General features: G+C 69.4%; 17 protein-coding genes. 5 read left to right on the top strand and 12 right to left on the bottom strand.

Annotation, left to right across the window (positions count from 1 at the left end; translation table 11 throughout):
- Positions 1 to 118 precede the first annotated feature (118 nt).
- The 4 genes from qcrB to ctaE all read right to left on the bottom strand — a co-directional run bounded on the left by qcrB (position 119) and on the right by ctaE (position 4,323).
- Positions 119 to 1,756, bottom strand: a complete 1,638-nt coding sequence (gene qcrB / locus CP973_RS10775; protein ID WP_150239664.1) for a cytochrome bc1 complex cytochrome b subunit — start codon at positions 1,754 to 1,756, stop codon at positions 119 to 121.
- Complete coding sequence (gene qcrA / locus CP973_RS10770) at positions 1,753 to 2,817, bottom strand: cytochrome bc1 complex Rieske iron-sulfur subunit (RefSeq protein WP_150239662.1); 1,065 nt, start codon at positions 2,815 to 2,817, stop codon at positions 1,753 to 1,755. The genes qcrB and qcrA overlap by 4 nt, the downstream gene beginning before the upstream one ends.
- Positions 2,814 to 3,623 carry a cytochrome bc1 complex diheme cytochrome c subunit gene (gene qcrC, locus CP973_RS10765; protein WP_150239660.1) on the bottom strand — a complete coding sequence of 270 codons (810 nt, stop codon included), beginning with the start codon at positions 3,621 to 3,623 and terminating at the stop codon, positions 2,814 to 2,816. Before qcrC ends, qcrA begins: the two co-directional genes overlap by 4 nt.
- Before the next feature lie 79 nt (positions 3,624 to 3,702).
- Positions 3,703 to 4,323, bottom strand: coding sequence for an aa3-type cytochrome oxidase subunit III (ctaE, locus tag CP973_RS10760; RefSeq protein ID WP_003982402.1), 621 nt, complete (start codon positions 4,321 to 4,323; stop codon positions 3,703 to 3,705).
- 298 nt (positions 4,324 to 4,621) lie between these two features.
- On the opposite strand from ctaE, the gene CP973_RS10755 reads away from it, so the two are divergent.
- A complete protein-coding gene (locus tag CP973_RS10755; RefSeq protein ID WP_150239658.1) occupies positions 4,622 to 5,023 on the top strand; it encodes a hypothetical protein in 402 nt (133 codons plus the stop codon).
- Between the two features lie 31 nt (positions 5,024 to 5,054).
- Here the strand turns inward: CP973_RS10755 and CP973_RS10750 are convergent, their stop codons facing one another.
- The 4 genes from CP973_RS10750 to ctaC form a co-directional block, all read right to left on the bottom strand.
- The gene (locus CP973_RS10750) at positions 5,055 to 6,329 is read right to left on the bottom strand and encodes a L,D-transpeptidase (RefSeq protein WP_150239656.1); all 1,275 of its coding nucleotides are present in this window, start codon (positions 6,327 to 6,329) and stop codon (positions 5,055 to 5,057) included.
- 108 nt (positions 6,330 to 6,437) lie between these two features.
- The gene (locus CP973_RS10745; RefSeq protein ID WP_030593216.1) at positions 6,438 to 6,836 is read right to left on the bottom strand and encodes a cytochrome c oxidase subunit 4; all 399 of its coding nucleotides are present in this window, start codon (positions 6,834 to 6,836) and stop codon (positions 6,438 to 6,440) included.
- Entirely contained in the window at positions 6,833 to 8,563 is a 1,731-nt protein-coding gene (ctaD, locus tag CP973_RS10740) for an aa3-type cytochrome oxidase subunit I (protein WP_053698177.1), read from the bottom strand. The genes CP973_RS10745 and ctaD overlap by 4 nt, the downstream gene beginning before the upstream one ends.
- Complete coding sequence (gene ctaC / locus CP973_RS10735; protein ID WP_150239654.1) at positions 8,560 to 9,522, bottom strand: aa3-type cytochrome oxidase subunit II; 963 nt, start codon at positions 9,520 to 9,522, stop codon at positions 8,560 to 8,562. The genes ctaD and ctaC overlap by 4 nt, the downstream gene beginning before the upstream one ends.
- Before the next feature lie 281 nt (positions 9,523 to 9,803).
- Here ctaC and CP973_RS10730 point away from each other — a divergent pair, with 281 nt between their 5' ends.
- Positions 9,804 to 11,192, top strand: a complete 1,389-nt coding sequence (locus tag CP973_RS10730) for a cysteine desulfurase/sulfurtransferase TusA family protein (RefSeq protein ID WP_150239652.1) — start codon at positions 9,804 to 9,806, stop codon at positions 11,190 to 11,192.
- 56 nt (positions 11,193 to 11,248) lie between these two features.
- On the opposite strand, the gene CP973_RS10725 is transcribed toward CP973_RS10730, so the two are convergent.
- The gene (locus CP973_RS10725; RefSeq protein ID WP_150239650.1) at positions 11,249 to 12,223 is read right to left on the bottom strand and encodes a carbohydrate kinase family protein; all 975 of its coding nucleotides are present in this window, start codon (positions 12,221 to 12,223) and stop codon (positions 11,249 to 11,251) included.
- Between the two features lie 141 nt (positions 12,224 to 12,364).
- Here CP973_RS10725 and CP973_RS10720 point away from each other — a divergent pair, with 141 nt between their 5' ends.
- A complete protein-coding gene (locus CP973_RS10720) occupies positions 12,365 to 12,610 on the top strand; it encodes a hypothetical protein (protein WP_150239648.1) in 246 nt (81 codons plus the stop codon).
- A gap of 99 nt (positions 12,611 to 12,709) precedes the next feature.
- Positions 12,710 to 14,239, top strand: coding sequence for a hypothetical protein (locus CP973_RS10715; protein ID WP_150239646.1), 1,530 nt, complete (start codon positions 12,710 to 12,712; stop codon positions 14,237 to 14,239).
- A 101-nt stretch (positions 14,240 to 14,340) separates the two neighbouring features.
- Here the strand turns inward: CP973_RS10715 and CP973_RS10710 are convergent, their stop codons facing one another.
- Positions 14,341 to 14,694: a HesB/IscA family protein gene (locus tag CP973_RS10710; protein ID WP_003982392.1), complete on the bottom strand. Its 354-nt coding sequence runs from the start codon at positions 14,692 to 14,694 to the stop codon at positions 14,341 to 14,343.
- Between the two features lie 340 nt (positions 14,695 to 15,034).
- Here CP973_RS10710 and nadA point away from each other — a divergent pair, with 340 nt between their 5' ends.
- The gene (nadA, locus tag CP973_RS10705) at positions 15,035 to 16,222 is read left to right on the top strand and encodes a quinolinate synthase NadA (RefSeq protein ID WP_150239644.1); all 1,188 of its coding nucleotides are present in this window, start codon (positions 15,035 to 15,037) and stop codon (positions 16,220 to 16,222) included.
- A gap of 115 nt (positions 16,223 to 16,337) precedes the next feature.
- Here the strand turns inward: nadA and CP973_RS10700 are convergent, their stop codons facing one another.
- A complete protein-coding gene (locus tag CP973_RS10700; RefSeq protein WP_425281999.1) occupies positions 16,338 to 16,886 on the bottom strand; it encodes a Uma2 family endonuclease in 549 nt (182 codons plus the stop codon).
- 144 nt (positions 16,887 to 17,030) lie between these two features.
- Entirely contained in the window at positions 17,031 to 17,420 is a 390-nt protein-coding gene (locus CP973_RS10695; protein WP_208853168.1) for a hypothetical protein, read from the bottom strand.
- Between the last annotated feature and the right edge of the window lie 120 nt (positions 17,421 to 17,540).

The following is a 17,540-nucleotide window of genomic DNA, read 5'->3' as shown; positions in this document are numbered from 1 at the left end:
GGTGCGCAAAACCCTATCCGGCACGCGGGCATGCCGAAGGGCCCCGTCCAGTCCTCGAACGGGGCCCTCTGGGTGGCGTACTTACGCGGTGGTACTGCCGTGCGTCACACGGCGGGGATCAGTGGTGGCCGTGGCCGCTGGTGATCTCCTTGTACTCCTCCGGGGTCGGCTTCGGGATGACGTTGCCCTCGCCGTAGTAGCCCTTCGAGAGCTTGGCGCGCAGCTTCGTCGACCGCTTGACCTTCCGCTCGACACCGTTCTCGTCGACCTCCGGGCCGATCTCGAACGGCTTGGGCTGCTCGTGCTGGGTGAGGGTGTGCAGCTGCTCCTGGTTGAGCGGCTCGTGCACCTCGATGAACTCACCGTGCGGCAGCCGCTTGATGATGCCGGACTCGCGTCCGTGCAGCACCTTGTCGCGGTCGCGGCGCTGGAGGCCCAGGCAGATCCGCTTGGTGACGATGAAGCCCAGCACCGGACCGACGAAGAACGCGATCCGCACGAACCAGGTGATCGAGTTGATCGACAGGTGGAAGTGGGTGGCCCACAGGTCGTTGCCACCGCCGACCAGCATCACCAGGTACGCGATCAGCCAGGCCACACCGAAGCCGGTACGGGTCGGGGCGTTGCGCGGGCGGTCCAGGATGTGGTGCTCGCGCTTGTCGCCGGTGACCCAGGACTCGACGAACGGGTAGACCGCGATCGCCACCAGCACCAGCGGGAAGATCAGGATCGGGATCAGCACACCGAAGTTGATGGTGTGGCCCCAGATGTCCCACTCCCAGCCGGGCATCACACGGACCAGACCCTCGGCGAAGCCCATGTACCAGTCGGGCTGGGCGCCGGTGGACACCTGGTCGGGCCGGTACGGGCCGATGGCCCACACCGGGTTGATGCTGGCGACCGCCGCGATCACCGAGATCACGCCGAAGACCAGGAAGAAGAAGCCTCCGGCCTTGGCCATGTAGACCGGCAGCAGCGGCATGCCGACGACGTTCTTGTTGGTCTTGCCGGCACCCGGGAACTGCGTGTGCTTGTGGTAGAAGACCAGGATCAGGTGCGCCACCAGCAGGCCGAGCATGATGCCCGGCAGCAGCAGCACGTGGATCGTGAAGAACCTCGGGATGATGTCGTGTCCCGGGAACTCCCCGCCGAAGATGAACATCTGCAGGTACGAGCCGATGAGCGGCATCGCCAGGATGACACCCTCGATGAACCGGACGCCGGTGCCGGAGAGCAGGTCGTCCGGCAGCGAGTAGCCGGTGAAGCCGGTGAACATGCCGAGCACCAGCAGCAGGAAGCCGAACAGCCAGTTGACCTCGCGCGGCTTGCGGAAGGCGCCGGTGAAGAACACCCGCATCATGTGCACCATCATGCCGCCCAGGAAGACCAGGGCCGCCCAGTGGTGGATCTGCCGGATGAGCAGACCGCCGCGCACGTCGAAGCTGATGTCCAGCGTCGACTCGAACGCCTGCGTCATCCGGATCCCGTGCATGGGCACGTACGAGCCGTGGTAGGTCACCTCGGCCATGCTCGGGTGGAAGAACAGCGTCAGGTAGACGCCGGTCAGGATGATGATGATGAAGCTGTAGAGGCAGATCTCGCCCAGCATGAAGGACCAGTGGTCCGGGAAGATCTTGCGCATGTTGGCCTTGGCGAGGCTGTAGATGCCCAGCCGGCCGTCCGCCCAGTCGGCGATCCGCTCGCCCCGCGGCGCCTGGCCGCGGCGCGTGGTGGTCGCGCTCGTCTCGTTACTCATCCGCGCTCCCAGAAGCTCGGGCCGACGGGCTCCGCGAAGTCGCTTACGGCTTCGAGGAAGCCGTCCTTCACCGTGATGTGCAGCTGCGGCAGGGCGTGTCCGGCGGGGCCGAAGATGACGCGTCCGCCGTCGGACAGGTCAAAGGTCGACTGGTGGCAGGGGCACAGCACGTGGTGCGTCTGCTGCTCGTACAGGCTGATCGGGCAGCCCACGTGGGTGCAGATCTTCGAGTAGGCGACGATGCCCTCGTGCGACCAGTCCAGTTCCTGCTTGTCCTTGATGTTCTGCGGCTGGATCCGCACGAGCATCAGGGCGTCCTTGGCGATCTTGGTGTTGAACTCCTCGTCGTCCTCCTCCAGGCCCTCGGGCTTGGCGAACGTCAGGGAGCCGACCGCGATGTCCTCGGGACGCAGCGGGAGGTTGGTGGACTGGTTGACCAGGCGGACGCCCTTCTTCCAGCCCGTCGTGCGCAGCTTCTTCTCCGGCAGCGGACCGAGGTCGCGCAGCAGCACGACACCGGACAGCGGCACCACGGCCAGCGCGCCGAACATGGTGTTGCGGATCAGCTTGCGGCGGCCGAAGCCGGACTCCTTGGCACCCTGCCGGAAGTCCTCCATGACCTTGGCCTTGACCTCGGGGGCCGCCTCGATCGGGTGCCGGTCGTCGGCGACCTCCTCGTCCGACATCAGCGTGCGGGCCCAGTGGACCGCGCCGGCGCCGATGCAGAAGAGGGCCACACCCAGCGTCAGGCCCAGCGCGAAGTTCAGCGCGCTGACGTGGCCGAACGGCCAGATGTAGACGATCTTGTCGACCGGGAAGATCACGTACGAGGCGATGAAGCCGATCGTCGCCAGCATCGACACCGTGAACAGCAGCGCGACGGTGCGCTCGGAGCGCTTCGCGGCCCGCTCGTCGATGTCCTGGATGCGGTGCTCGTGGGGCGGCAGCCCCGGGTCGGCGAAGGGGTTGTCCGCCGTGTCCACCGCGCCGCCGTGAGCCGTTTCCCGCTCACCGGGGAGGTTCTTTTCTGGCACGTCTTCGTGTCGTCCAGTCTCACTCATGACTTCTTGGCCTTCGTAGTCCGGGCTGCGACCCAGATGGCGACCGCGATCAGCGCGCCCAGGCCGGCGATCCAACCGAAGAGGCCCTCGGTGACAGGTCCGAGACCGCCCAGGCCCAGACCACCGGGGCTGGGGGTGTCGTCGCTGTTGACGGCGCCGAGGTAGGACACGATGTCCTTCTTGTTCTGCGGGGACAGCGAGCCGTCACCGAACGAAGGCATGTTCTGCGGGCCGGTTTCCATGGCCTCGTAGATGTGCTTCGGGTCCACGCCCTCAAGCGTCGGTGCGAACTTGCCGTTGGTCAGGGCACCGCCCTTACCGGTGAAGTTGTGGCACTGCGCGCAGTTCGTACGGAACAGCTCACCGCCCTTGGCGATGTCCGCGCCGTCCTTGCTGTACTGGTCCTTGCTCGGCACGTTCGGACCGGCACCCAGCGACGCGACGTACGCGGCGAGCTGGTCGATCTCGGCCTGGCTGTAGATGTTCTTCTTCCGCGGCACCTGGGCGCCGGGCTGCTGCGCCGGCATCCGGCCGGTACCGACCTGGAAGTCGACGGCGGCGGCGCCCACGCCGACCAGGCTCGGGCCGTCGGAGGTGCCCTGACCGCCGGTGCCGTGGCAGCTGGCGCAGCCGACGGCGAAGAGCTTCTTGCCCTCCTTGATGGCAAGAGACTGGGCGGTGTCATCGGCCTGGGCCTTGTCCGCAGGCGCGAACGCGGCGTACAGCCCCCCAGTGACCGCCAGCGCGAAGAGTAGGACGACGAGCGCCGCCAGCGGATGGCGCCGTCGTGCGGAGAGCTTTTTCACGGATTACCCCGGTGTCAGGATCTTCTGCGTCGATGCTTTGGCTATGTCTGTCTGAAGTGCGGTTCCGGTACGGGACCGGTCACCGGATCAGGTAGATCGTGGCGAAGAGGCCGATCCAGACGACATCGACGAAGTGCCAGTAGTAGGACACGACGATGGCCGCGGTGGCCTGTTCGTGGGTGAACCTCTTGGCCGCGTACGTCCTGCCCAGGACCAGCAGGAAGGCGATGAGTCCGCCCGTCACGTGCAGTCCGTGGAAGCCGGTGGTCAGGTAGAACACCGAACCGTACGGGCTGGACGAGAGCGAGAGGCCCTCCTCCTTGACCAGATCGGTGTACTCGAAGACCTGACCCCCGATGAAGATCGCCCCCATGATGAAGGTGATCACGAACCAGGTCCGGAGCTTCTTGACATCGCCGCGCTCGGCCGCGAACACACCGAGCTGGCAGGTCAGCGAGCTGAGTACCAGGATCGTGGTGTTCGTCGCGGAGAACGGAAGATTCAGCGCATCGGCGGATTCCTTCCAAAACTCGGCCCCGGTCACCGATCGGAGGGTGAAGTACATCGCGAAGAGGGCCGCGAAGAACATCAGCTCGGAACTCAGCCAGATGATGGTTCCGACGCTGGTGAGGTTCGGCCGATTGACCGACGGGTGCGCGTGCCCGGTTTCTACTGTCGTTGCTGTCGCCACGACCGACATTATGTCGGTCGCTTATCCCGCCCTCACTCCGGGGGGTGCCGTTCGGTGTGTCAAGGGCGTATGCCCTGCTCGTACGGCCCACTCCGGACGTCGCCCGAAGGGGGTAGGCGCTGCCCGCCGGGTGGCGGTGCGCCCCCGCCGTGACCAGTCCTGACGGCGCGTCGGCCGGATCTTGGATCGCGCCGAACCCTCCTGCGCACGGCCGTACGAGCAGTAGCATCCGCGCAGGAGGCACCTCCCGGCGGTGGCCGGGCGTGGCCCCGTCCGAAGCCGTACTGCCGAGATGCGTGGAGGAACGATGCAGGCGACTGCCACGGTGCTGGTTTACAGCGACAACGCCGACACCCGCGAACAGGTACGGCTCGCGACGGGCCGCCGGCCTGCCGCCGACGTGCCGCCGGTGGAGATCCTGGAGTGCGCGACCCTGCCCGCCGTCCTGGAGGCCCTGGAGCAGGGCGGCATCGACGCGTGCGTGCTGGACGGGGAGACCGCGCCGGCCGGGGGCATGGGCGTGTGCCGGCAGATCAAGGACGAGATCTTCCACTGCCCGCCGGTGCTGGTGCTCATCGGGCGCCCGCAGGACGCCTGGCTGGCGACGTGGAGCCGCGCCGACGCCGCTGTGACGCACCCTGTGGACCCGGTGGCCTTCACGGACACCCTGGCCGGGCTGCTGCGCCGCAGGCTCCTGACGGGGGCCTGAGCGGCCGCCTGAGGGCCGTCCTGAGGGGTCCTCAGACCTGGGGGCGCAGCCGGGCAGCATTCTCAGGACCCGGCCGCTGCTCCTGCTCGCCCGTGGTGCTGGGCCTGTTCTTGTCCAGCGCGCTGCCCGCGCGCCATTCCTGCCACGTCAGGTTCCAGTCGCCGAAGCCGTTGTCGAAGGGCGTCATGGTCTCGCCGCCGCTGTTGACGACCTTGACGAGGTCACCGACCCGCACGGTGTCGAAGAACCACTTGGCGTTCTCGGTGTTCATGCCGGTGCAGCCGTGGCTGACGTTGGCGGCGCCCTGCGACCCCACGGACCAGGGCGCCGCGTGGACGTACTCGCCGCTCCAGGTGACCCGGGTGGCCCAGTAGACCGGCAGGTCGTAGGAGTCGGAGCTGCCGGACGGGATGCCGATCGTGTCGCCGCGCATCCGGACGAAGCCCTCCTTGCCCAGCACCACCTTGGTGCCGTTGCGGGTGGAGTAGCCCGGCTTGCCGGTGGTGACGGGGATGGTGTTGATCACCTCGCCGTTGCGGGTGACCGTCATGGTGTGCGCCGCGGCGTCCGTGACCGCCTCCACCCGGTCCCCCGTACGCAGCTTCACGGGCTTGGCGGGGCCCCCGTACAGCCCGCCGGAGATCTTCAGGCCCTCCAGGTTGCTGTGCACCTCCACGGCGGCGTGCGCGGGCCAGTACTCCTTCGGCCGGAAGTGCAGCGTCTTGCTGTCGACCCAGTGCCAGGATCCCTCGACGCGCGGGGTGGACTCGACCTTGAGCGCGCCCTCCACGACGGCGCGCGCCCTGGGGTCCTTGACCGGCTTGCTCAGCTGCGCCGTGACGGGCTGCCCCACCCCGTACGTGCCGTTGTCGGGACCGAACGTGACGTTCAGCCGGTCGCCGGTGTCCTTGGTGTCGATCTGGAGGATCTTGCGGCCGGGCGCGCCGTCCTCGTCCTCGGTGCTCACCCGCACCGTGTAGCGCGTGCCGGCGGCCAGCGGGACGGTGGTGTGCCACTGCTTGCCGTCCGCGGCCAGTTCGCCCCTGATGTAGCGGCCGGAGGCGTCGGTGGCGGTCACGTCCGTGATCCGGGCCTCGTCACCGGTGGTGGTGACCTCCAGCGGCTTGTCCGGGTCGGCCTTCTCGTCGCCGCCGGGCGCGTTGGACGAGATCTGCTCGGCCGCGTCGTACGGCGCTTCCGAGAGCGGGTCCGCGTCCGGACCGCCGCAGGCGGTGGCGCCCGCGGCCAGGGGCGCCAGCAGGAAGGCGCAGCCCAGCGCCGTCCGAAGGCGTGGTCGGTGGCTCATGCCCCCAAAGTAGGAAGGTTCGGCCGCCACGGCGCGCTGGAGGACTGCAAACGGGCGGGCCCGGACACCTGGTGAGGTGTCCGGGCCCGCCCGGTGCGTGGGAACCGCTTACTGCGTGCGGTTCTCGCCGCGGTAGTACTCGAAGACCCAGCCGAACAGACCGATCAGGATGACCGGGGCCGAGAAGTAGAGCAGCCACCAGCCGAAGACGACGCCCAGGAAGGCGAGCGCGCCGCCGACGCCAAGGGAGAGCGGCTGCCAGCTGTGCGGGCTGAAGAAGCCCAGCTCACCGGCGTCGTCGGAGACCTCGGCCTCGTCGTTGTCCTGCGCTCCGGCGTCCACCCGCCGGGCCGTGAAGGCCAGGTAGTAGCCGATCATGATGCACAGACCGAACGCGAGGAACAGCGCGGTGGTGCCCGCCGGCTCCTTCGACCACACGCCATAGACGATCGCCATGGCGAGGACGAAGACGGAGAGCCAGATGAACATCTTGCCCTGGATCTTCACTTGCCGACCTCCTTGCCACCGGCCAGCGCGGTGTCCTTCTGGCCCTCGTTCTCCAGGGCCTCCAGCGCCGCGATCTCCGGGTGGTGCAGGTCGAACGCCGGGGATTCACTGCGGATGCGCGGCAGGGTGAGGAAGTTGTGCCGCGGCGGCGGGCAGGAGGTCGCCCACTCCAGCGAGCGGCCGTAGCCCCAGGGGTCGTCGACCTCGACCTTCTTGCCGTACTTGGCCGTCTTCCACACGTTGTACATGAACGGCAGCATCGACAGGCCCAGCAGGAACGAGGCGATGGTCGAGATCGTGTTCAGCGTGGTGAAGCCGTCGGCGTTCAGGTAGTCCGCGTAACGGCGGGGCATGCCCTCGGCGCCCAGCCAGTGCTGGACGAGGAAGGTGCCGTGGAAGCCGACGAACAGCGTCCAGAACGTGATCTTGCCGAGGCGCTCGTCCAGCATCTTGCCGGTGAACTTCGGCCACCAGAAGTGGAAGCCGGCGAACATCGCGAAGACGACGGTGCCGAAGATGACGTAGTGGAAGTGCGCCACGACGAAGTACGAGTCCGAGACGTGGAAGTCCATCGGCGGCGAGGCCAGGATGACGCCGGTCAGACCACCGAAGGTGAAGGTGATCAGGAAGCCGACGGCCCAGAGCATCGGCGTCTCGAAGGACAGCGAGCCCTTCCACATCGTGCCGATCCAGTTGAAGAACTTCACACCGGTCGGTACCGCGATGAGGAACGTCATGAACGAGAAGAACGGCAACAGGACGCCGCCCGTCACGTACATGTGGTGCGCCCACACGGTGACCGAAAGGCCCGCGATCGAAATCGTCGCCGCGATCAGACCGATGTAACCGAACATCGGCTTCCGGGAGAAGACCGGAATGACCTCGGAAATGATGCCGAAGAACGGCAGCGCGATGATGTACACCTCGGGGTGGCCGAAGAACCAGAAGAGGTGCTGCCACAGCAATGCGCCGCCATTGGCCGCGTCGAATACATGCGCCCCGAATTTACGGTCCGCCTCCAGGGCGAACAGCGCGGCGGCCAGGACCGGGAAGGCCAGCAGGACCAGCACACCGGTCAGCAGGACGTTCCAGGTGAAGATCGGCATCCGGAACATCGTCATGCCGGGAGCGCGCATGCAGATGATCGTGGTGATGAAGTTGACCGAGCCGAGGATCGTACCGAAGCCGGAGAAGGCCAGACCCATGATCCACATGTCGGCGCCGACACCCGGCGAGCGGACCGCGTCCGACAGCGGCGAGTAGGCGAACCAGCCGAAGTCGGCCGCGCCCTGCGGGGTCAGGAAGCCGGCCACCGCGATCAGCGAGCCGAAGAGGTACAGCCAGTACGCGAACATGTTCAGCCGCGGGAACGCCACGTCGGGCGCGCCGATCTGCAGCGGCATGATCCAGTTCGCGAAACCGGAGAACAGCGGCGTCGCGAACATCAGCAGCATGATCGTGCCGTGCATCGTGAACGCCTGGTTGAACTGCTCGTTCGACATGATCTGCGTGCCGGGACGAGCGAGCTCGGCGCGCATCAGCAGGGCCATCAGGCCGCCGATGCAGAAGAACGCGAACGAGGTGACCAGGTAGAGCGTACCGATGGTCTTGTGGTCAGTGGTCGTCAGCCAGCTCACCACGACGGAGCCGGGAGACTTCTTGCGTGCGGGCGGTGCTGCCTCAGCCGTTGCGGCGGCGGCACCCTGAGGTTCGTTGAGGATGCTCACTTGTTGTTGGTCTCCGCGTTCCTGGCGTGATCCGTCTGCTTGATGCCCGACGGCAGGTAACCGGTCTGGCCCTTCTTCGCCAGTTCCTTCAGGTGCTCCCGGTACTTCTCGGGGGAGACCACCTTGACGTTGAAGAGCATCCGGGAGTGGTCGACGCCGCAGAGCTCGGCGCACTTGCCCATGAAGGTGCCCTCCTTGTTGGGGGTCACCTCGAAGACGTTGGTGTGGCCGGGAATCACGTCCTGCTTCATCAGGAACGGCACCACCCAGAACGAGTGGATGACATCACGCGACGTCAGGACGAACTGAACCGTCTCGCCCTTGGGCAGCCACAGCGTCGGGCCGGGGTTGCCGGTCTGCGGGTTCCGCGTGCCCGGGATGCCCTCGTCGTACACGCCGTCGGCGCCGGCGGGGACGTTCTTCTTCCACTTGTCCGGGATCGCGGAGAGTTCCTTGGAGTTGATGTTCGTGGTGTCGGCCTTGCCGTCCACGTTCTCCAGGTAGTTGAACGCCCAGCTCCACTGATAGCCCACCACGTTGATGACGTGGTCGGGCTTCTTCGAAGTCTTGAGGAGTTCGCTCTCATCGCGCGCGGTGAAGTAGAAGAGCACCGCGATGATGATGAACGGAACGATGGTGTACAACGCCTCGATGGGCATGTTGTACCGCGTCTGTGCGGGGACCTCCACCTTGGTCCGGCTGCGGCGGTGGAAGATCCAGCTCCAGATGATCAGGCCCCACACCAGCACGCCCACTGCGAGGGCGGCGGCCCAGGAGCCCTGCCAAAGGGAGAGGATCCGCGGCGCCTCTTCAGTAGCCGGATTGGGCATGCCGAGGTTGGGAAAGTCCTTGTATGTGCAACCGGTCGCGGTTGCCAGGACCAGTCCCGCAGCCAGCACCTGCGGCAGCTTCCGCCGCATCGGGCGCCGCGACGAGCGGTCGGAGCCGTTGGGACTCACGTAGCGCCTTCCCGAGAGTCTCGCCCGCGAGACCGGCTGCGGCCGTCTCGCTGGTCGGTCGCCGGCCCTGGCACGGGCAGGGGTTTGGATGTTTATGCGGACCAAACCCTACTGGACGCTATTTGGGGTCGCGCGGGGAGGGTGCCCAACGCGCCGCACCGCCCTCCGAAGGGGTGGCTGCGGCATCCGGGGGACGGCCCCCGCGCGCCGGAATGCCGGGCTCCGCGGGTCATCTGACGCCGCGCCCGGCGCCCGGACCCGAACACGCTAGCGTCGGGGGCGTGTCCTACTTCGACGCCGCCTCGGCCGCTCCCCTGCACCCGGTCGCCCGTGAGGCCCTGCTCGCCTCGCTCGACGAGGGCTGGGCCGACCCGGCCCGCCCCTACCGCGAGGGCCGCCGCGCCCGGCTGCTGCTGGACGCGGCACGGGAAGCGGCGGCGGAGGCCGTCGGCTGCCGGCCCGACGAGCTGGTTTTCACCCCTTCGGGGACGCAGGCGGTGCATTCGGCCATGTCCGGCACGCTCGCCGCGCGTCGGCGTGTCGGCCGCCATCTGGTCCACTCCGCGGTCGAGCACTCCTCCGTCCTGCACGCCGCCGCGGCCCACGAGGCGGCGGGCGGCACGGTGACCGAGGTCGGCGTGGACCGTACGGGCCGGGTGGCCGCCGGGGAGCTGGCCGCCGCGCTGCGCCCGGACACCGCGCTCGCCGTCCTCCAGTCCGCCAACCACGAGGTGGGCACCGAGCAGCCCGTGGAGGAGGCCGCCGCGGCCTGCCGGGAGGCGGAGGTGCCGCTGCTGGTGGACGCCGCCCAGTCGCTGCCCTGGGGCCCGGTGGGCGGCGCCTGGTCGCTGCTGACGGGCAGCGCCCACAAGTGGGGCGGGCCGCCCGGCGTGGGGCTGCTGGCGGTCCGCAAGGGCACCCGGTTCGCGCCGCAGGGGCCGCAGGACGAGCGCGAGTCCGGGAGGGTACCGGGCTTCGGGAACCTGCCCGCCGTGGTCGCGGCGGCCGCGTCGCTGCGCGCCGTACAGGCCGAGGCCGCGGCCGAGGGGGCACGGCTGCGGGAGCTGGTGGACCGCATCCGCGCCCGGGTGGCCGCGGCGGTGCCGGACACCGAGGTCGTCGGCGATCCGGTGCGCCGGCTCCCCCACGTGGTGACCTTCTCGTGTCTCTATGTCGACGGAGAGACACTGCTGCACGAGCTGGACCGGGCGGGCTTCTCCGTCTCGTCCGGCTCGTCCTGTACGTCCAGCACCCTGACGCCGAGCCATGTGCTGCGGGCGATGGGCGTGCTGTCGGAGGGCAACGTACGGGTGTCGCTGCCGCCCGGCACCGCCGGGTCCGACGTCGACCGCTTCCTGGAGGTCCTCCCGGAGACGGTCCGTTCCGTACGGGAACAGCTGGGCGCCCCGGCGGCGGCCGGGCCGGAAGCAGCCGGATCGGATGCCGCCGCGACGGTCGTGGACGCGCTCGGCAAGCGCTGCCCGCTGCCCGTCATCGAGCTGGCGAAGGTGATCGGCGACGTGCCGGTGGGCGCCACGCTGACCGTCCTGGCGGACGACGAGGCGGCGCGGCTGGACATTCCGGCGTGGTGCGAGATGCGGGGCCAGGAGTACGTGGGCGAGCGGGCGGCGGAGCGCGGCGCCGCGTACGTGGTGCGGCGCCGCGTCTGAAGAGGGGCCGGACGCGGCGGGCCGTCCCGGCCCCGCCGCCCCGCCCGGCGACCGGATCAGGCCAGATGCGCCCGGATCTCTTCGGCGGCCTCGTGGCCGTACGCCTTGGTGAAGCGGTCCATGAAGTGGCTGCGGTGCAGCTCGTACTCCTGGGTGCCGACGGTCTCGATGACCAGGGTCGCCAGCATGCAGCCGGTCTGCGCGGCGCGCTCCAGGCCGACGCCCCAGGCCAGGCCGGACAGGAAGCCGGCGCGGAAGGCGTCGCCGACGCCGGTCGGGTCGGCCTTGGTCTTCTCCTCGGCGGTGCCGACGAGGATGTCCGGCTCGCCGGCCCGCTCGATGCGCACGCCGTCGGCGCCCAGCGTCGTGACCCGGGTGCCGACCTTGGCCAGGATCTCCTCGGAGGACCAGCCGGTCTTGGACTCGATCAGGCCCTTTTCGTACTCGTTGTTGAAGAGGTACGCGGCGCCCTCGGTGAGGGTGCGGATGCCCTCGCCGTCCATCCGGGCGATCTGCTGGGAGAAGTCGGCCGCGAAGGGGATGCCGCGGGTGCGGCACTCCTCGGTGTGGCGGACCATCGCCTCGGGGTCGTCCGCGCCGATCAGCACGAGGTCCAGGCCGCCGACGCGCTCGGCGACGGTGTGCAGCTCGATCAGCCGCGCCTCGCTCATCGCGCCGGTGTAGAACGAGCCGATCTGGTTGTGGTCGGCGTCGGTGGTGCACACGAAGCGGGCGGTGTGCTTGACCTCGGAGATGCGCACCGAGCGGGTGTCCACGCCGTGCCGGTCGAGCCAGGCGCGGTACTCCTCGAAGTCGTTGCCGGCCGCGCCGACCAGGATCGGGGCGGTGCCGAGCTGGCCCATGCCGAAGCAGATGTTGGCGCCGACGCCGCCGCGCCGTACGTCCAGTTCGTCGACCAGGAAGGAGAGGGAGACCGTGTGCAGCTGGTCGGCGACCAGCTGATCGGCGAAACGGCCGGGGAAGGTCATCAGGTGGTCGGTGGCGATGGAGCCGGTGACTGCGATACGCACGACGGGTCTGCTCCTGCGGGAGGCGGAAGGACGGGACGGACGTTGGTCAACGGTACCGGGTGTCCTGATCTCCCCCCACCAGGCGAAACTACCCGATAGTAGGGCTTTCTTCGCGGCCCGGTGGATGCGTACGGTGCCGTTATGACCAAGCATGTGAAGGGCGTCACACCCCGTTCGCCCGGCGTTCGCGCCACCGCCTCCCGCCGCACCCCCGGCTCCGCCGAGCCGGAGTCGATGGCCCAGCTGCTGGGCGACTGCGCGCGGATGGCGCCGCACTGGCGCAGCGGCCCCCAGGCCCCGCCGCCGCCCGCCCGCGAGCTGCACGGCATCACCGTCCCCGCCTCCTCCGCCGCCCTGGTCGACGGGATGTCCGAATACGGCGACTGAGGCCGGAGGGAACCGCGGACGCACCGGCTCCGTCCAACCGGCGTCCTCCCCACGGAGGAGGGCACGTCAGTTGTTCAGCGGAGCCGAAGGAGCGAAGCGGTGAGCACCGAGGACACCTCCCCCGCGTCCGGCGGGGAGCATTCCACCGACGACACGCAGGAGACCACCGCCCGGCGCCGGCGCAGCCCGCTGATCGCGGCCTCGGTGGCCGCGGCCGTGCTGCTGGCCGGCGGCGGCGCGGCGTACTGGGCCTCGACCGCCTCCGGCGGCGGGGACAGCGGCGCCGGCGCCCGCCCCGAGGGCGGCCCGCCGCCGCTGGCCCTGGACGGTTACACGACGGGCGAGGGCACCAGCTCGCACGCCGGGATCGCCCCCGGCGAACCCGACCCGCAGGGCTCCGGCTACCGGGCGGCCGGCAAGCTGCCCGACGGCCCCTCCTCGGCCCCCGTCTACCAGCCGCGCGGCCAGGTCTCCCAGGAGGCCGTGGCCCGGCTGGCCAAGGCCCTGGACCTGCCCGGCGAGGTCCGCTCGGACGGCGACTCCTGGAAGGTGGGCGGCCTGACGCGGGACGCGCGCAGCCCCGTCCTCCAGGTGGCCAAGAGCGGTTCCGGCGCGTGGACGTACTCGCAGTACGGCACGCCGGGCGGCACCGGCTGCGCGGAGCCCGCGCCCGGCAAGGGCTCGGACGGCTCGCAGGCGAGCGGCCCCGGCTGTCCGTCCTACCGGGACGGCACGGGCGGCGGCACCGGCGAGAAGAGCGCCGTCTCCCCGGAGAAGGCGAAGCAGGCCGCGCAGCCCGTGCTGGCGGCGCTCGGCCAGAAGGACGCCGAGCTGGACGCGAGCGGACTGTCCGGCGCGGTACGGACCGTGAGCGCGAACCCGGTGATCGGCGGCCTGCCCACGTACGGCTGGCAGAGCGAGATCCAGGTCGGCTCGGACGGCCAGGTCGTCGGCGGCAGCGGTCAGTTGGCGCAGCCGGTCAAGGGCGACACGTACCCCGTACAGAGCGCGGAGAAGACGCTGGAGCGGCTGAACGCGGCGCACGGCGGCGCGAACTCCGGCACCGGCGGCTGTGCGACGGCCGAGCCGCAGAAGCAGGAAAAGGCCGACGGCCAGGGCGCCGAGCCGTGCGTGGGCAACGCCTCCGCGCGCAAGCCCGCCGATGTGACCGGCGCGGTCTTCGGGCTCTCGGCGCAGTACGTCGGCGGCCGCCCGGCGCTGGTGCCGTCGTGGCTGTACAAGGTGCAGCGGACGGGCGGCGGCACGGTCACGTACCCCGCGGTGGACCCGAAGTACGTCAAGAAGGGCGGCGGCACCTCCGCGCAGCCGCCGAGCAGCGGCAAGCCGTCGGGCAAGGCCGGGGCGATGAGCCTGGAGTCGTACTCCCTCAGCGCGGACGGCAAGTCCCTGACGCTGCGCTTCTGGGGCGGTGTGTGCAGCACGTACTCGGCGACCGCCGAGCAGACCGGCAAGAGCGTCAAGGCCGAGGTCATCGGCAAGGACAAGAAGCCGAACCAGATCTGCGTGAAGATGGCGAAGGAGTTCACGCGGACGGTGCCGCTGGACAAGCCGCTGGCGGGGCGGGATGTGATCGACGCGTCGACCGGGAAGGAAGTTCCGGCGAAGTAGCGGTCGCGGTCTCCTGCGCGTACACGACAACGGCGGCGCTCCCCACCCGAGGGGAGCGCCGCCGTCGTACGCGCTGACGCGCCTACATCCGGGCCGTCGGCTCAGTTGAAGGAGTCGCCGCAGGCGCAGGAGCCCGTGGCGTTCGGGTTGTCGATCGTGAAGCCCTGCTTCTCGATGGTGTCGACGAAGTCGATGGAGGCGCCGCCCAGGTACGGGGCGCTCATCCGGTCGGTGACGACCTTGACGCCGCCGAAGTCCTTGACGACATCGCCGTCCAGCGACCGCTCGTCGAAGAAGAGCTGGTAGCGCAGTCCGGAGCAGCCGCCGGGCTGAACGGCCACCCGCAGCGCGAGGTCGTCGCGGCCTTCCTGCTCCAGCAGGGCCTTCACCTTCGACGCGGCCGCGTCGGACAGGATGATGCCGTCGCCGACGGTGGTCTCGTCCTGAACGCTCATCTAGATCTCTCCCGGGTTGTACGGACCGCTTGCCCTCGGCTGCAACCGATGGGGCCCCGGATTAATTCCGGCTGGGCGCGACGTGTTGTGGGCCTTCCGTCTTCATGCTCGCACACCCGCGGCGGAGTACGGGCGGCCGCGGCACGGGGATGCGTCACATCGACACGATGGCCATCGTCAAACTGACGTGAAGCGGTTATGATAGATAACGTCAAACCGACGAAAAGGGTCCCGGCGCCACCAGCACCGGCCCCCGCCCGCGGCACCTGCGCCGTGTCCTCCGGTGCAAGCACCGGCTCCACTGGAGCGGCTACGCCGCGCTCATACACGGAAAGAGAGGGTGCGTGCCGTGACCACCGCCCAGCCCCTGGACGTCCAGCCGACCCCGCTCGCGCTGCTGCTCCTCGGCCGCGAGGCCGACCCCAAGAGCGAGCGCGGCGTGGACTGCCCCGGTGACCTGCCGGCTCCGTCCGACCCCGGTCTGGTCGAGCGTGCCCGCGCCGCCAAGGCGAAGCTCGGGGACAAGGTCTTCGTCCTCGGCCACCACTACCAGCGTGACGAGGTCATCGAGTTCGCGGACGTGACCGGCGACTCCTTCAAGCTGGCCCGCGACGCGGCGGCCCGCCCGGACGCCGAGTACATCGTCTTCTGCGGTGTGCACTTCATGGCCGAGTCCGCCGACATCCTGACCACCGACGACCAGCAGGTCGTGCTGCCCGACCTGGCCGCCGGCTGCTCCATGGCCGACATGGCCACGGCCGAGCAGGTCGCCGAGTGCTGGGACGTGCTCACCGAGGCCGGCGTGGCCGAGCAGGTCGTACCCGTCTCGTACATGAACTCCTCCGCCGACATCAAGGCCTTCACCGGCAAGCACGGCGGCACGATCTGCACCTCCTCCAACGCCAAGCGCGCGCTGGACTGGGCCTTCGAGCAGGGCGAGAAGGTCCTGTTCCTGCCCGACCAGCACCTGGGCCGCAACACGGCCGTACGGGACATGGGCATGTCCCTGGACGACTGCGTCGTCTACAACCCGCACAAGCCGAACGGCGGCCTCACCGCCGAGCAGCTGCGCGCGGCCAAGATGATCCTGTGGCGCGGCCACTGCTCCGTGCACGGCCGCTTCTCCCTCGAATCCGTCGAGGACGTACGGGCCCGCATACCCGGCGTGAACGTCCTGGTCCACCCCGAGTGCAAGCACGAGGTCGTGGCGGCGGCCGACTACGTGGGCTCGACCGAATACATCATCAAGACCCTCGAAGCCGCCCCCGCCGGCACCAAGTGGGCCATCGGCACCGAACTGAACCTGGTCCGCCGCCTGGCCAACCGCTTCGCCGCCGAGGACAAGGAGATCGTCTTCCTCGACAAGACGGTCTGCTTCTGCTCCACCATGAACCGCATCGACCTCCCCCACCTGGTCTGGGCCCTGGAGTCCCTGGTGGACGGCAAGGTCGTCAACCGCATCCAGGTGGACCGCGAGACGGAGAGCTTCGCGAAGCTGGCGCTGGAGCGGATGCTGGCGCTGCCGTAGGGGGTGGGCGCGCCTTTGGCACGCAGGACCGAGGCCCGTGGGGCCCGCACCGGGCGGAGAGGCCGGTGCGGGCCCCACGGCCACGTGGTGGAGCCGTGACGCACGGCAGCCGGGGTCAGGGCACGAGGCTGTCGAGGTCGATGTCGACGAGGAACGGGACGGAAACCTTCAGCCGGTCCCGGTGAATGCCGGTGGCCACATATGCGCCGGTCATGCCGTCGAATTCGTAGGTGTGGACGGCGGGGACACCGGCCTCGTCCTCGATGCGCCAGAAGTGGGGGATCTTGGCTTGCGCGTACTTGAAGGGCTTCAGGGACCTGTCACGGTCCGCTGATTCCTCCGAGACGACTTCGATGACCAGGGCAACGTCTTCGGGCGAGTACCAGGTCCGGTCGGGATCGTACGCGGCGGTGGTGACCAGGATGTCCGGCTCGGGACGGCTCTTCTTGTCGAGCCGGACGGTCATTTCCCGCTCGGTCTCGAACCCGGCAGGGGCGGATTGCCGCAACGCGAAGGTCAGGTTCTCCACCAGTCGGGAGTGCCAGGACCGCTGCGGCGACATCATGAAGATCAGGGCTCCGTCGATGAGTTCGGTGTGCCGCGGCGCCTGAGGGAGGTGGTCGAGGTCGTCGGCTTCCCAGCCACTGGGCCTGGGCGGGATCATCCAGTCGGGGAGTTCGGCGGTCACGGCTTCCTCCAGGCGCCTCGAAGACGGCGGTCAGGGGCCTTGATCCCGGATCGCGGACGCGGTCGGACGGCTGATGCCAGCGTAGTTGATGCGGCTGCCGGACACGGCCCACGGCCCGGCTCACAGGTAGATCTGCCGTCGGCAGCCGCAGCAGAACGTCTTGCCGCCGCACCGCTCGGTCGCCCCGTGATCACAGGGCCGCTCCCCCGTCTGCGCCAACCGCGCGCCCCGGCTGACCGCGATACGCAGGACGTCGCGCAGCGCCCGGTCGTAGCGGATCAGCACGCGGCACAGCTCCCACGACGAGTCCGCACCGGCCGGGACCGGCGTCGGCCCCGACTCGGCCACCAGCGCCTCCGCGGCCCGCAACAGCTCCTCCTCCGCCTCGTCGGCGACCGCCGACAGCAGACTTCCCGGATCGTCCGTGTCGAGGTAGCACGCCCCGCCCGTGGGCGTGGTCCAGGGCAGCAGGCGCAGCGGCCCGCCGTGCCCCGCGATGGGGTGGCACATGAATATCCCGCCTTCTCCAGCGCACTCGGGCACCCGGTGGCTACCGTGTGCATCACCATCGTCACTGTGTGACGTGGGTCTCAACAGGAGCGGCACATCCCGTTGTTGAGAATGGGACGG

Origin of the sequence: Streptomyces albofaciens JCM 4342, assembly GCF_008634025.1 — a bacterium.
Classification (GTDB): domain Bacteria; phylum Actinomycetota; class Actinomycetes; order Streptomycetales; family Streptomycetaceae; genus Streptomyces; species Streptomyces albofaciens.
This window is presented reverse-complemented; position numbering and strand designations above follow the sequence as displayed.

Bases quoted from the DNA above. Each gene is read 5' to 3' on its own strand.
- qcrB (WP_150239664.1), bottom strand. From the start codon at position 1,756: ATGAGTAACGAGACGAGCGCGACCACCACGCGCCGCGGCCAGGCGCCG.
- qcrA (WP_150239662.1), bottom strand. From the start codon at position 2,817: ATGAGTGAGACTGGACGACACGAAGACGTGCCAGAAAAGAACCTCCCC.
- ctaE (WP_003982402.1), bottom strand. From the start codon at position 4,323: ATGTCGGTCGTGGCGACAGCAACGACAGTAGAAACCGGGCACGCGCAC.
- CP973_RS10755 (WP_150239658.1), top strand. From the start codon at position 4,622: ATGCAGGCGACTGCCACGGTGCTGGTTTACAGCGACAACGCCGACACC.
- CP973_RS10750 (WP_150239656.1), bottom strand. From the start codon at position 6,329: ATGAGCCACCGACCACGCCTTCGGACGGCGCTGGGCTGCGCCTTCCTG.
- CP973_RS10720 (WP_150239648.1), top strand. From the start codon at position 12,365: ATGACCAAGCATGTGAAGGGCGTCACACCCCGTTCGCCCGGCGTTCGC.
- CP973_RS10710 (WP_003982392.1), bottom strand. From the start codon at position 14,694: ATGAGCGTTCAGGACGAGACCACCGTCGGCGACGGCATCATCCTGTCC.
- CP973_RS10700 (WP_425281999.1), bottom strand. From the start codon at position 16,886: ATGATCCCGCCCAGGCCCAGTGGCTGGGAAGCCGACGACCTCGACCAC.
- CP973_RS10695 (WP_208853168.1), bottom strand. From the start codon at position 17,420: ATGTGCCACCCCATCGCGGGGCACGGCGGGCCGCTGCGCCTGCTGCCC.